The sequence below is a fragment of the Kutzneria kofuensis genome (assembly GCF_014203355.1).
Lineage (GTDB): Bacteria > Actinomycetota > Actinomycetes > Mycobacteriales > Pseudonocardiaceae > Kutzneria > Kutzneria kofuensis.
Window position 1 is genome coordinate 2,348,308 of record NZ_JACHIR010000001.1, and the last position, 13,000, is coordinate 2,361,307.

Consider the following 13,000-nt stretch of genomic DNA (forward strand, 5'->3'; position numbering starts at 1 on the left):
TTACGGCTGGTAGCTTCGACGCCGTGTTCCGAGTCGGTGCCGAGGCCACGATCGAGCAGCTCACGGCGGATCCCCATCCGCTGCTGGCCCGGCTGCGCGCGACCGAGCCGGTGTCGTGGCTGCCGGCGCTGAACGGCTGGCTGGTGACGCGGCACGACCTGGCCCTGCAGGTGATGCGTGACGCGGCGACCTTCACTGTCGACGACCCGAGGTTCTCGACGGCGCAGGTCGTCGGTCCCTCGATGCTGTCGCTGGACGCCGACGAGCACGCCCGGCACCGGGCGCCGTTCTCCCGGCAGTTCCGGCCGAGGGAGATCGCGGACCGGTTCGGCGACTTCGTGCGCGCCGAATGCGACCGGCTGGTCGACGGCTTCGCCGCCACGGGACACGCCGAACTGCGGCGGGCGCTGGCCGGTCCGCTGGCGGTCGCGGTGGTGGCCGACGCGTTGGGTCTGGACGGCACGGACGCGAAGCGGGTCCTGGCCTGGTACGACGCGATCGTGTCCACAGTGGCCGACATCTCCGCCGGTCGGGAACCGGATTCCGTTGGGACGGCGGCGTTCGGCGAGCTACGGGCGCACATCGAGGGATCGGTGGCCCGGCACAACCCGTCGCTGCTGACCGAAGCGGCGCAGACGCTGGCGCTGCCCGAGGTGGTGTCGAACGCGGCGGTGCTGATGTTCGGCGGCATCGAGACCACCGAGGGCATGATCGCCAACGTCCTGCTGCATCTGTTGAGCAATCCGTCCCAACTGGACATCGTGCGCACGGATCGGTCCCGGATTCCCGACGTCGTCGAGGAATCGCTGCGGATGGAGCCGGCAGCGGCGGTCGTCGACCGGTACGCGACCCGGGACGTCGAACTGGCCGGGGCGACGATCGCGCGTGGCGACCTCGTCACCGTGTCGCTGACGGCGGCCAACCGGGATCCGGCGGTGTTCGACAACCCGGACGTCTTCGATCTGCGGCGACCGAACCTGCGCAAGCAGTTGGCGTTCGCGCACGGCCCGCACTTCTGCCTCGGCATCGATCTCGCCCGGCTGGAGACGCGGATCGCCGTCGAGACGGTGCTGGACCGGTTGCCGGGACTGGAACTGACCGAGCCGGCCGCGCCGGCGGGCCTGGTGTTCCGCAAGCCCGACGGCGTGCACGTGCGATGGGCGACCCCGTGACACCGGCAGAAGTCGCCGCATACGCGCTGCAGTTCCCGCAGGTCACCGAGGAAAACCCGTTCGGGCCCGGGTTGGACGTGTACAAGGTCGAGGGCAAGGTGTTCGCGATCCTCTCCCCCAGCGGCCCTTCGGTGTCGCTCAAGTGCGAGCCCAGCCTGGCCATGCACCTGCGCCAGCAGTTCGACGCCGTGACGCCCGGCTACCACCTGAACAAGAAGCACTGGAACACCGTGCGGCTGGACGGCGACGTGCCGCCCGACCAGGTCGAGGAGATGATCGAGCACTCCTACGAGCGGGTCGTGGCCGGCCTGCCCAAGGCCGTCCGGCTACGCCTTCGGTAGCACCCGCACCGATTTCAGGATGTGCTCGGGCACATCGCCGCCGCGCGCCATCGTGACGGTCAGCCCCCACGCCATCAGGAACCCCAGCAGCCCCAGGGCAAGGCCGGAGATCCCGAGGACGAGGCCCACCAGCCACATCAACTGCCGCAGCGGGCTGATCAGCATCAGGATCGGCGTGGTGACCAGCGCGACGGCGATGTAGCCGGCCGAGCCGGCCTGGTCCATCTTCATCACCACGTGCAGCAGGCGGTTCTTTCCGGTCATCGGTCTCGCCTCCCCTTCTTCCGTCACCGACGACGCTAAACGTGTCGGCGCGGCAAGGCGATTACCCGGGAGGTAACGGCCTACCGGTTGCGCCACAACCAGATCACGTCCCGGCCGAACGACCACACCAGCGACGCCAGCGCGATCCCCACCACCCCGACCGACGCGACGGTCGGCAGCAGGCCGGAAGCCGCGACCACGAGCAGCACCCCCTGCGCGGCGGCGACGGTCTTGCGGGCGAAGCTCGGCGGCAGCGCGCCCTTCAGCCAGGGCAGGATCCAGCTGGCCGCGACGAACGCGTACCGCATCCCGCCGATGACCAGCACCCACGGCCCCAGCGACTCGGCGACGAATACGCTCAGCACGAGGATCAGGAACGCGTCGACCTCCATGTCGAACCGCGCCCCGACAGCGGTGGCGGTGCCGGTGCGGCGGGCCACCTGCCCGTCGACGCCGTCGAGGACCAGCGCCACCACGGACAGCGCCACGATGGCGGGCGTCGCGGGGCCGTGCATGAGGCCGTCGGCGACCAGTGCGGTGACGCCGCCGACCAGCGTGGCCCGGAACAGGGTGACCCAGTTGGCCTGGCCGAACGTCCTGGCCCGCGACCGGTGCAGGGCATAACCGAGGGTTGCGCACGTCACCACGGCGCAGGCGGTGCCGGCCGCCAACGCGCTCGGGCCGATCCGCAGCGCCGCCCACAGCAGGGTCAGCAACACCAGCTGCGCGCCGAGCCCAGCGACCACGCCGGGTGTCGCCGTCGATACGTGCCGAATATGAGTGGTCACCGCGCCTCCCCACGTCCTCTTGCCTCGGTCAGAACACGTCCGCTGTGATAGAAGGGTTCAAATGGACCTGACCGCACACGCGTTCTGGCTGCTACGCCCGGGTGAGGGCGAGATCCGTCCGGTGCAGCTGACCCCACCCGGCCCCGGCGAGGTGCTGGTCAGGGCGCTGTTCTCGGGTGTCAGCCGCGGCACCGAGACGCTGGTGTTCCGTGGCGGCGTGCCCGCCAGCCAGCACGACCTCATGCGAGCCCCGTTCCAGGACGGCGACTTCCCCGCCCCGGTCAAGTACGGCTACCTCAGCGTCGGCGTCGTCGAGGCCGGCGAGCCGGACCTGGTCGGGCGGACGGTGTTTTGTCTGTATCCCCATCAGACACGGTACGTCGTCCCGGTGTCGGCGGTGACCGTCGTGCCCGACTCCGTGCCGTCTGCGCGCGCGGTGCTGGCCGGGACGGTGGAGACGGCCGTCAACGCCGTGTGGGACGCCGCTCCCCTGCTCGGCGACCGGATCGCGGTCATCGGCGCCGGGATGGTCGGGTGTTCGGTCGCCGCCGTGCTGGCCAAGTTCCCGGGGGTGCGGGTGCAGCTCGTGGACGTCGACGCCGCGCGGGCGTCGGTGGCCTCCGCGTTGGGCGTGGAGTTCGTGTCGCCGGACGACGCGGCCGGCGACTGCGACCTGGTCGTGCACGCCAGCGCGACGTCGGCGGGGCTGACCCGGGCGCTCGAGCTGCTCACGCCGGAGGGCACGGTGGTGGAGCTGTCCTGGTACGGCGACAAGCAGGTCAGCGTCCCACTCGGGGAGTTCTTCCACTCCCGGCGGCTGGTCGTGCGGAGCAGCCAGGTCGGCACCATTCCGCCGGCGCGGCGGGGCCGGCACACCTATGCCAGCCGACTCGCGCTGTCGCTGAACCTGCTGGCCGACCCGGTCTTCGACGCCCTGATCACCGGTTCCAGCGACTTCACCGAACTGCCCACCGTCATGCCGCAGCTGGCCGACGGCCGGCTGCCGGCGCTGTGTCACCGCATCGTTTACCCGTCAGGAGGATGACCTTGTTCAGCATCACCGTCCGTGACCACATCATGGTCGCGCACAGCTTCAAGGGCGAGGTGTTCGGGCCGGCCCAGCGGCTGCACGGCGCGACGTTCGTGGTGGACGCGACGTTCCGGCGGGCCGAGCTGGACGACGACAACATCGTGGTGGACATCGGCCTGGCCAGCCAGCAGCTGGGCGAACTGCTCGGCGAGCTGAACTACCGGAACCTGGACGAGGAGCCGGCCTTCGCCGGCATCAACACCTCGACCGAGTTCCTGGCCAAGGTCATCGCCGACCGGCTGGCCGACCGCGTGCACGCCGGCGCCCTGGGCCCGTCGGCGAGCGGCCTGTCCGGCATCTCCGTCGCACTGCACGAGTCGCACAACGCCTGGGCCAGTTACGAGCGTTCACTGTGACTTTGCCTGTGAACTCGGTTCACATGGTTTTTCCCGCCCAGGTCGCCGACGTTGCCGCCCCCAGCGGCGGCAACGTCTACGACCGGCGGGTGAGTCGCGGCTTGTCGTCGCTCGGCTGGAATGTCGACGAAATTCTGGTCGGCGGCGACTGGCCACGGCCCGACGCGGCGGCGCGGGCGAAGTTGCGGACCGCGCTCGACAATTTCGATTCCGGCGAAGTTGTGCTCGTCGACGGTTTGGTGGCGTGCGGCGTCCCGGAGATTGTTGTGCCGGCGGCCCGTCGACTGCGCGTCGTTGTGCTCGTCCACCTTCGGCTGGCGGCGGAGACCGGTTTGTCGCCGGTCGACCGCGACGACCTCGACCGCCGCGAACGAGAAGTCCTCCACGCGGCGCACTCGGTCGTCGCCACCAGCCCGTGGGCCGCCCGTGAACTGGCGCAACACCACGATTTGCCTGTGAATCGGGTTCACAGCGTCGACCCGGGTGTCGACCGTTCACCGCTGGCCCGCGGCACGGACGGCGCCTCGCGACTGCTCTGCGTTGCGTCGGTGACCCCACGCAAGGGCCACGACCTGCTTCTCGACGCATTGCTCACGATCGACGATCTCGACTGGCACCTCGTCTGCGTCGGAGCGCTCCACCACGCGCCGGAACACGTCACGCAGTTGCGGACTCGGTTGAAAACCAGCAGTGCGTGCGAAAAGGTCGACTTCGTCGGTCCGCAGCACGGCGACGAACTCGAGCAGAGCTACGACGCCGCCGATCTGTTCGTGCTCGCCTCCCGTGCGGAGACATACGGGATGGTCGTCACCGAAGCGTTGGCCCGTGGCATCCCCGTTCTCGCGACAAATGTCGACCCACTGCCGCAGACCGTCGGCCTGGCGCCGGACGGCAGCATGCCCGGGCTGCTCGTCCCCCCGGACGGGTTGGCGACCGCGCTCCGTAGTTGGCTAACGGAGTCTGACCTGCGGCGACGGCTGCGGACTTCGGCCCGTGACCGCCGTGGCATGCTGAAGGGGTGGGCGGAAACCTCGAACAGCCTGGCCAGAGTGTTGACGCAGGTGACGCGGAGTTCACCCCCGAGTGGCTGACGCTGCGTGAGCCGGTCGACGCGGCGGCCCGGTCCGCCGAACTCGTCGACCGCCTGGTCCGGCTCTTCGCCGGCCGGGACCGGCTCGTCATCCGCGATCTGGGCTGCGGAACCGGCTCGCTGGGCCGCTGGCTGAGCCCGCTGCTGCCGAATCCGCAGCACTGGATCATGCAGGACCGTGAACCAGATCTGCTGAGGCACGTGTATATGGATGTGACCTCCACAGCTCCCGTCACGGTCGAGACCCGGTTGGGTGATCTCGGCGGCGTCACCGCCGCCGACCTCGCCGGCACCTCGCTGGTGACCGCATCCGCCCTGCTCGACATCCTCACCGCCGGGGAAGTCGACCGGCTCGCCGCGGCGTGCGTCGACGCCCGCGTGCCCGCGCTCTTCACGCTTTCCGTGCTCGGCGAGGTCGAGCTGTCCCCCGCCGAGCCGTTCGACGCCGAGATCGCCGCGGCGTTCAACGATCACCAGCGCCGCGTCCAGGACGGTCGTCGGCTGCTCGGTCCGGACGCCCCCGCGGCGATCGTCGAGTCGTTCGAGAAGCGCGGCGCCGCCGTGCAGGTCGCGCCGAGCCCGTGGCGGCTGGGCGAGGAGAACGCCGACCTGACCGCCGAGTGGTTGCGGGGCTGGGTCGGCGCCGCCGTCGAGCAGCGCCCGGAACTGACCGCCGAAGCCGCGAGCTACCTGCGGCAGCGTCTCGACGCGGTCGAGGCGGGTCGGCTGCGCGGCACCGTCGGGCACGTCGACGTGCTGGCGGTGCCGGCATGATGCGCGCGATCTGGCCCTGGCTGAAGATCGTCGCCGGCGCGGCCGTCATCGGCATCCTGTTCTGGCGGCTGGGCACCGGGGCCTTTGTGGACGGTCTCCGCGAGATCAACCTGTGGGGCGTCGCCGCCGCGCTCGGCATCGGCTTCCTCACCACGCTGTTCAGCGCCTGGCGCTGGTGCGTCGTCGCCGACGGCCTGGGGCTGAAGCTGTCCCTGCGCACCGCGGTCGCCGACTACTACCGTGCGCTGTTCATCAACGCCGTGCTTCCCGGCGGTGTGCTCGGCGACGTGCATCGCGCCGTGCAGAACGGTCACGACACCGGTGACGTCGGCCGTGGCGTGCGGGCGGTCGTGCTGGAGCGGACCGGCGGCCAGCTGGCGATCCTCGGCGTCGGCGTCGGCGTGCTGCTCACCGATCCCACGTTGATCGCCCGGGTCATCGGGGACATCGTGCCCGCGCCGGCCGCGATCGTCGTCGGCGTCCTGATCGTCGTCGCCGCCGGCGTCGTGCTGGCCACGTCCTCCCGCCTGCCGCGCTGGCGGGAGGCCATCGCCAGGACGATGGTCGACATCCGCCGCAGCCTGCTGAGCCGCCAGTCGTGGCCGGCCGTCGTGGTGCTGTCGGCCGCGACGCTGGCCGGGCATCTCACGCTGTTCGTCGTCGCCGCGCGGTCCGCCGGCTCCACCGCGTCGATCGGCCAGCTGCTGCCGCTGCTGGTGTTGGCGCTGATCGCGATGGGTCTGCCGATCAACGTCGGCGGCTGGGGCCCGCGCGAGGGTGTCGCCGCGCTCGCCTTCGCCGCCGCCGGGCTCGGTGCCACGCAGGGCGTCACCACCGCCGTTGTCTACGGGGTGCTGACGCTGATCTCCAGCCTGCCCGGCGCCGCCGTGCTCGTGCTGCAACGCGTGCACCGCCCGACCGCCACGGTCACCGTCGAACGGACCGCGCCGGAACCGGTCACGGTCATCGCCGAGCCGATCGTCCGCCGGAAGGTGCAGCCGCAGGCCGCCTGAGTGGGCAGCCCGGATGTCACGATCAGGTGGTCAGAGGTGGCCGCGGTTCACAAGTTGATCTGGGATCCTGTGCCGGTGACCGAGTACGCCTACGACCGGACCCGAAACGTCCTGCTGGCGGTGTGGAGCGTCGGCATCGGCACCGTCGCGGACACGGTCGTGGCGTTCGATGACCTACCCGCTCCCGAGTACGCCCTGCAGCTGGGCTACGAGCTGACGCAGCTGTCCAAGCACCTGTGGCGCACCTACACCCATCCGCTGACCGAGGCCGTCGACCAGCCGGACGAGGCGCTCAGCCGGGCCCGCAACCAGTTGGCGATCGACCTGGTGACGGGGGCCATGCGGGATCCGCACCTGCCGGTGGGCGACCAGATGCAGATCTGCGAGAGCGAGGTGCTGGAGGCCGGCCACCAGGTGGGCCGGATCCTGCACCGCATCGGCGACCGCGGCGTCACCGATCAGGCCGTCACCGACGTCGAGGCGGAGATCGACGCGCTGCGCCGGGCCGCGCTCGGCGACCTGACCGGCCGTGCCAACCAGGCGGTGGTGCTGACCAGGTCGGATCCGCAGCCGCAGCAGGTGGCCGCCGCGCACGCGTACTTCGAGAAGGACCCGATGGGGCCGCCCGAGCTGTACACGAAGATCGACGCCACCTCGGCGGCGGTCGCCGCCGTGCACTGGCTGGACGCCGCCCTGATGATCGCTTCCCGCGCCGCCAGCGGCAATCTGTCCGACGCACCGCCGACGTGTCGACACAACCACGTGGATGAACTGGCCGACGAGGTGCCGGTGCTGGTCGTGCAGCGGCTGGATCGTGGCGAGCTGCCCCGGGACGTGGTGATGGCGCTGGTCAGGGACGGCATGCCGGCGCGGACGCTGCTGGAGCAGCTGCTGATCGGCATCCACAACGCCTGGCAGCTCTACGGCGAGTGGAACAAAACTGTGCCGGCCGACCAGATTAATGACACATTTCGCGCCCGGACGAGGAGAATGGCCGTCGAAGGACGAGACCGCATCCTGTAGCCGTGGAGGACCGCCGTGGTGACCATTGTGGACGTCGCGCGGGCCGCCGGCGTCGCGCCGAGCACGGTGTCCTACGTGATCAGCGGCAAGAGACGCATCTCGCCGACCACCCGCCGACGGGTCGAGCAGTGCATCCGCGACCTCGGCTACCACCCCAACGCCGGCGCCCGCGCGCTGGCCAGCAGCCGCACCAACGTGCTCGCCCTCGCCGTGCCGCTGCGCACCGATCTCAACCTGTCGGTGATCATGCAGTTCGTGTCCTCGGTCGTCACCTCCGCCCGTGAGCACGACCTGGACCTGTTACTGCTGACCAAGGACGACGGTCCCGCCGAGCTCCGCCGGGTGGCGTCCTCCGCCATCGCCGATGCGCTCATCGTCATGGACGTCGAATCCAGCGACGGCCGCATCCCCATGCTGTCCGCCCTGGACCGGCCGGCCGTGCTGATCGGACTTCCCGAGCAGCACAGCGGCCTCAGCTGCGTCGACCTGGATTTCGTCGCCGCCGGCTCGACCTGTGTGCACCATCTCGCCGATCTCGGCCACCGTGACATCGCGTTGATCGGCCCGTCGCCCGAGGTCTACCGCCGTGGCACCAGCTTCGCCGGCCGCTTCCGCCTCGGTTTCGACTCCGCCGCCGACGAGCGCCGGGTCCGCGCCACCGCCCACCCTTGCGGCCACTCCTACGACGCCGCCATGGCCTGCCTCGACCAGGTCTTCGCCGGCGACCGCCACGTCACCGGCCTTGTCGTGCACAACGAGGCCGTGCTGCCCGACGTTCTCACCGGTCTCGCCGCCCGCGGCCTCCGTGTCCCCGACGACATCTCCGTCGTCGCGGTCTGCCCCGACAACATGACCGAGGACGGCGCCATCCCCCTCACCTCCGTCGCCATTCCCGCCCCCGAGGTCGGTGATCTGGCCGTGCGGATGACCATCCGCCAACTCGCCGGGCCGCCCCAGCCCGAGGTCCACCTCCTGCCGCCGCGCCTCACCGTGCGTCGCAGCTCCACCGCCGCCCCCGCCGTCGCAGCGACGCACCGCTGACCGCTGGGCGGCTTGCGCGGCGGGGAGCGATTTGAGCGGTAGAGAGACGGCAGCGCCAAGACGACGAGGCTGCGGGCCGCCGGCTCCGGACTCCGGCTGTCGGGCTGCGCCGCCGACCGCGGGCCGCCGACTGCTGGCTGCTGGCTGCTGGCTGCTGGCTGCTGGCTGCTGGCTGCGGAAACCAGTCGATCGGGGCGGGTGGGCGGGGTACCGAACCCGGCAAGATCAGGGCATGGCGGACGTGAGCAGGATTCGGCTTGGGGCGGTGTATGCCGGGGCGACGATCGGGCCGCTGGCGGGTGGGCTGGTCGCGCCGATGCTGCCGGAGTTGAGCGAGTCGCTGCGCACGTCGGTGACGGATGTGGCCAGCTCGGTGACCGTGTACTTCATCCCGTTCGCGGTGCTGCAACTGGTGTCGGGGACGCTGGGTGAGAGGTGGGGGCTGCGGCGGACGGTGAGGGCGGCGTACCTGGTGTTCGTGGTGGCGTCGCTGGGCTGCATGGTGGCGCCGAATCTGGGGGTGTTCCTGGCGGGAAGGGCGGTTCTGGGCGCGGCGAACGCGTTCACGTCGCCGTTGTTGCTGGCGAGCCTGGGAGACCTGGTGCCCAGGGAGCGCCTGGGCCGAGCGGTGGGGATGTACGCGAGCTGCATGTCGGGCGGGCAGTCGTTCTCGCCGCTGATCGGAGGCCTGGCGGCGGGAGTGGACTGGCGGCTCGGGTTCGCGGTGGTGGCGGCGGTGTCGGCGATGTTGGCGTTCGCGCCGCCGCTGGGCGAACCGAGGCCAGGGACGGAGGCGCCGCCATGGCGACCGTTGTTGAGCCCGAGGATGGGCCTGCTCTCGACCAGCGCCCTGGTGTCGTTCCTCGGCAGCGCGGGCCTGCCCTTCCTGGTGGCGTTGTACGCGCACGACTTTCTGGCGGCCTCGCCGGAGATGGCGGGTGTGGCGCTGGTCGGGTTCGGCCTGGCGGGCCTGGTGTTGGGGCCGGTATGGGGCACGGTGTGCGATCGGATCGGCGGCAGAGCGGTGGGGGTGATCGGCGCGCTGGCCGGAACGGGGCTGGTGGCGGTGATCGGGTTGACGGGCTCACTGTTGTCGCTGGCGCTGTGGTGGACGGTGGCGGGAGCGGCGTCGAGCATGCTGACGGTGTCGTTGCAGAACCTGACGATGAGCGCGGTGCCGGGCAACCGGGCGGGGGCGGTCTCGGTGGTGTCGGGCTTCCGGTTCGCGGGCAGCGCGTTGGCGCCGACGGCATGGCTTCCCGTGTACCACAACGGCTCCACAATCGCCTTTGTCGCCGCCGGGAGCAGCCAGCTGATCGCGGCGGCTGCGTTACTCTGCCTTCGTGGCCGAGACGATCCTGCCGCGGTACGGTGAGCGCTCGCTGTGCGAGGTGACACCGTCGCTGCTCGCGGCGCTGGGTGTGCCAGGGTTTGACAACGTGCTGGACGCCGAGCGGGTGTCGGCGGCGTGCCTGCTGGTGATCGACGGTCTCGGCTGGGACCTCCTGCAAGCCCACGCCGAGGATGCACCGTTTCTAAACGCCCACGCGGCCAACAGAGAGCCGCTGACGGCCGGATTTCCCAGCACGACGGCGACCAGCGTGTCGTCGTTCGGCACGGGGCTGACCTCCGGCACTCACGGCATCGTGGGCTACAGCTTCGCCGCGCCGGAACTGCTGTACGCGTTGCCGTGGCGGGTCAACGGCGCGGATGCGCGGGAAACCCTCGTGCCGGAGGAGATCCAGCCGTTGCCGACACTGTTCGAGCGAGCCGGCATAGACGTGACGATCGCGGCCCCCTTGCTGCAACGCGGCTCGGGCCTGACGCGGAGCGTCCTGCGCGGCGGCGCGTTCGAGCCGGTGTTCGCACTGGGCGACCTCGCCGCGAAGATCCTGGCGAACCGGAGCGGGTTCTGCTACGCGTACCACGGCGATCTGGACACCGTGGGCCACCTCTACGGGCCGGGGTCACAGGCGTGGCGGTGGCAGCTCAACCACATCGACCGGCTCGTGGCGACGGTTGTCGCCGCGTTGCCGCCGGGCGCCCTGCTCGCCGTCACAGCAGATCACGGCATGGCGCAGATGACGTCCATAGTGGACTTCGACACCGAACCCCAGCTGCGGGAAGGGGTTCGCCTGCTCGGCGGAGAGCCTCGCGCACGGCACGTCTACGCCGAACCGGGCGCCGCCGACGACGTACGAGAGGCGTGGCGGAACGTGTTGGGCGACAGGGCGTTGGTCGTCAGTCGAGAGCAGGCGATCGACGAGGGCTGGTTCGGCCCGGTCGCCGATCGCGTGCTGCCGAGGATCGGCGACGTCATCGCGGCGGCCCTCGGCGAGGTCGGCATCGTCCGCACGGTCAAGGAGAAGTTCGAGTCGGGCCTCCTCGGCGTGCACGGCTCGCTGACGCCCGCCGAGATGCGGGTGCCGTTCCTGACCTTCGTCGGCAGCTAACCGCCGTAACGCTTGCGCAGCTCGAACTTCTGCACCTTGCCGGTGGCCGTCCGGGGCAGGCTGTCGACGACGATCAGCGCCGTCGGCTTCTTGAACGACGCGAGCCGGTCCCGGCAGTGCTCGACCACATCGTCCAGCGTCGGCGGGTCCGCCGGGTCGACAGCCGTGACGACGGCGACGGGCGTCTGCACCCACTTCTCGTGCCGCGCACCGATGACGGCGACATCGCCGACCTTGGGATGGCTGTCGATGACCGCCTCCACCTCGGCGCAGTAGATGTTCTCACCACCGGAGATGATCATGTCCTTCTTCCGGTCGACCACCCAGATGAAGCCGTCCTCGTCGGCCCGGCACAGGTCGCCGGAGTGGAACCAGCCGCCGGCGAACGCCTCCGCGGTCGCCTCGGGCCTGCCCCAGTAACCCGGCGTGATCACCGGGCCTCGGTAGACGATCTCGCCGACCTCGCCCGGTTTCACGTCACGCATCTCGTCGTCGACGATGCGCACCTCGATGCCCGGAATCGGCGTGCCGACCGAGCCGCGCTTGCGCACGGCGTCCTCGGCGCGCAGCAGGCAGACCGTCGCGCACGTCTCCGTCTGACCGAAGGCCGTGAACGCGGCCGCAGCCGGGAAGGTGTCCGCCAGCGCCTGCAACGTGGACGGCGAAGCGGGCGATGCGCCCCAGGTTATGTTGCTCAGCACCAGGTTTCGCTGCTTGATACCCGGCACCGCGCAGATCGCCTGCCATTGGCTCGGCACGAAGAAGGTGTGGGTGACCTGTTCCCGCTCCAACAGGTCCACGACCGCAGCGGGGTCGAAGGCGGCACCCGAGTAGATCACGATCCGGTCGCCGCCGAGCAGCCGGCCGAGCGCGGTGCCCATGCCGGCGATGTGGAACATCGGCACGCCGAGCAGCACGACCTCGCCGTCCGGACACTTGCCGCCGGCCGCGATCCGTTGCAGCATCAGCGCCATGTAGAGGTTCCGGTGCGTCAGCACCGCGCCCTTGGGACGGCCGGTGGTGCCGGAGGTGTACATGATGAACGCCGGATCCTGTTCCGGCACGACGATGTCCAGCGAGTCGTCCGGTTCGACGGCCATCGCCGCCTCGAACTCGGGGCCGATCCGCAGTGTCGACCGCACGCAGTCCACTTCGGACAGCGCGGCGTCGGCCAGCGGCGCGGTCAGGTCGTCCACGATCAGCAGGCACGCCGTGCAGTCGTGCAGGATGTAGGCGACTTCGCTTGCCACCAAACGGAAGTTGATCGGCACGGCGATCGCGCCGAGCCGCAGGATCGCGTAGAACGCCTCGGCGGTCTCGATGTGGTTGGTGGCGAGCACCGCGACCCGGTCGCCGGCGTGCACGCCGCGTTCACGCAACGCCCTGGCCAGCCGATTGACGCGGCGGTCCAGCTCGGTGTAGGTGCGACGGCACTCGTCGAGCTGGAGCGCGACCCGGTCCGGGAAGATCCGCGCGGCGCGGGCCAGCTGGTTGGCCAGCGCCATGCTGCCGGCCGCGGTGGCGGCGGCGACGTCCGGATGCGATGCAGCGATCATCGTCCACACTCCCTTGTGCGCCGGACCATTCGACGCTAC

The 13,000-nt window shown here is 70.6% G+C and carries 14 protein-coding genes; 11 read left to right on the forward strand and 3 right to left on the reverse strand.

Annotated elements, in window-relative coordinates:
• The first annotated feature begins 23 nt into the window (after positions 1-23).
• Together BJ998_RS48560 and BJ998_RS10710 are read left to right on the forward strand one after the other, a co-directional pair.
• Complete coding sequence (locus BJ998_RS48560) at positions 24-1,172, forward strand: cytochrome P450 (protein WP_221337957.1); 1,149 nt, start codon at positions 24-26, stop codon at positions 1,170-1,172.
• On the forward strand, positions 1,169-1,513 hold the full coding sequence (locus tag BJ998_RS10710) for an MmcQ/YjbR family DNA-binding protein (RefSeq protein WP_312890036.1): 345 nt from the start codon (positions 1,169-1,171) through the stop codon (positions 1,511-1,513). Before BJ998_RS48560 ends, BJ998_RS10710 begins: the two co-directional genes overlap by 4 nt.
• On the opposite strand, the gene BJ998_RS10715 is transcribed toward BJ998_RS10710, so the two are convergent.
• Together BJ998_RS10715 and BJ998_RS10720 are read right to left on the reverse strand one after the other, a co-directional pair.
• Positions 1,499-1,777, reverse strand: a complete 279-nt coding sequence (locus BJ998_RS10715) for a hypothetical protein (RefSeq protein ID WP_184860780.1) — start codon at positions 1,775-1,777, stop codon at positions 1,499-1,501. The genes BJ998_RS10710 and BJ998_RS10715 overlap by 15 nt on opposite strands.
• Positions 1,778-1,857: 80 nt before the next feature.
• Positions 1,858-2,565: a CDP-alcohol phosphatidyltransferase family protein gene (locus BJ998_RS10720; RefSeq protein ID WP_184860782.1), complete on the reverse strand. Its 708-nt coding sequence runs from the start codon at positions 2,563-2,565 to the stop codon at positions 1,858-1,860.
• Positions 2,566-2,626: 61 nt separating this feature from the next.
• On the opposite strand from BJ998_RS10720, the gene BJ998_RS10725 reads away from it, so the two are divergent.
• From BJ998_RS10725 to BJ998_RS10765, 9 genes are all read left to right on the forward strand, one after another.
• A complete protein-coding gene (locus BJ998_RS10725) occupies positions 2,627-3,610 on the forward strand; it encodes a zinc-dependent alcohol dehydrogenase (RefSeq protein ID WP_184860784.1) in 984 nt (327 codons plus the stop codon).
• Positions 3,611-3,612: 2 nt separating this feature from the next.
• On the forward strand, positions 3,613-4,011 hold the full coding sequence (locus tag BJ998_RS10730) for a 6-pyruvoyl trahydropterin synthase family protein (protein WP_184868574.1): 399 nt from the start codon (positions 3,613-3,615) through the stop codon (positions 4,009-4,011).
• Positions 4,012-4,019: 8 nt separating this feature from the next.
• Positions 4,020-5,102, forward strand: coding sequence for a glycosyltransferase family 4 protein (locus tag BJ998_RS10735; protein ID WP_376775994.1), 1,083 nt, complete (start codon positions 4,020-4,022; stop codon positions 5,100-5,102).
• Positions 5,030-5,875: an SAM-dependent methyltransferase gene (locus tag BJ998_RS10740; protein ID WP_312890038.1), complete on the forward strand. Its 846-nt coding sequence runs from the start codon at positions 5,030-5,032 to the stop codon at positions 5,873-5,875. The genes BJ998_RS10735 and BJ998_RS10740 overlap by 73 nt, the downstream gene beginning before the upstream one ends.
• Positions 5,872-6,888 (forward strand): lysylphosphatidylglycerol synthase transmembrane domain-containing protein, encoded by a 1,017-nt coding sequence (locus tag BJ998_RS10745; protein ID WP_184860786.1) that lies wholly within the window; start codon positions 5,872-5,874, stop codon positions 6,886-6,888. Before BJ998_RS10740 ends, BJ998_RS10745 begins: the two co-directional genes overlap by 4 nt.
• A gap of 75 nt (positions 6,889-6,963) precedes the next feature.
• The gene (locus BJ998_RS10750; RefSeq protein ID WP_184860787.1) at positions 6,964-7,911 is read left to right on the forward strand and encodes a hypothetical protein; all 948 of its coding nucleotides are present in this window, start codon (positions 6,964-6,966) and stop codon (positions 7,909-7,911) included.
• A 15-nt stretch (positions 7,912-7,926) separates the two neighbouring features.
• Positions 7,927-8,952, forward strand: coding sequence for a LacI family DNA-binding transcriptional regulator (locus BJ998_RS10755; protein ID WP_184860789.1), 1,026 nt, complete (start codon positions 7,927-7,929; stop codon positions 8,950-8,952).
• Positions 8,953-9,184: 232 nt separating this feature from the next.
• A complete protein-coding gene (locus BJ998_RS10760) occupies positions 9,185-10,327 on the forward strand; it encodes an MFS transporter (protein WP_184860791.1) in 1,143 nt (380 codons plus the stop codon).
• The gene (locus tag BJ998_RS10765; protein ID WP_184860793.1) at positions 10,296-11,405 is read left to right on the forward strand and encodes an alkaline phosphatase family protein; all 1,110 of its coding nucleotides are present in this window, start codon (positions 10,296-10,298) and stop codon (positions 11,403-11,405) included. Before BJ998_RS10760 ends, BJ998_RS10765 begins: the two co-directional genes overlap by 32 nt.
• On the opposite strand, the gene BJ998_RS10770 is transcribed toward BJ998_RS10765, so the two are convergent.
• On the reverse strand, positions 11,402-12,961 hold the full coding sequence (locus BJ998_RS10770; RefSeq protein WP_184860795.1) for a long-chain-fatty-acid--CoA ligase: 1,560 nt from the start codon (positions 12,959-12,961) through the stop codon (positions 11,402-11,404). The genes BJ998_RS10765 and BJ998_RS10770 overlap by 4 nt on opposite strands.
• Positions 12,962-13,000 lie beyond the last annotated feature (39 nt).

Excerpts from the sequence above, each read along its gene's own strand:
- BJ998_RS10715 (WP_184860780.1), bottom strand. The coding sequence starts at position 1,777 with ATGACCGGAAAGAACCGCCTGCTGCACGTGGTGATGAAGATGGACCAG.
- BJ998_RS10725 (WP_184860784.1), top strand. The coding sequence starts at position 2,627 with ATGGACCTGACCGCACACGCGTTCTGGCTGCTACGCCCGGGTGAGGGC.
- BJ998_RS10745 (WP_184860786.1), top strand. The coding sequence starts at position 5,872 with ATGATGCGCGCGATCTGGCCCTGGCTGAAGATCGTCGCCGGCGCGGCC.
- BJ998_RS10760 (WP_184860791.1), top strand. The coding sequence starts at position 9,185 with ATGGCGGACGTGAGCAGGATTCGGCTTGGGGCGGTGTATGCCGGGGCG.
- BJ998_RS10770 (WP_184860795.1), bottom strand. The coding sequence starts at position 12,961 with ATGATCGCTGCATCGCATCCGGACGTCGCCGCCGCCACCGCGGCCGGC.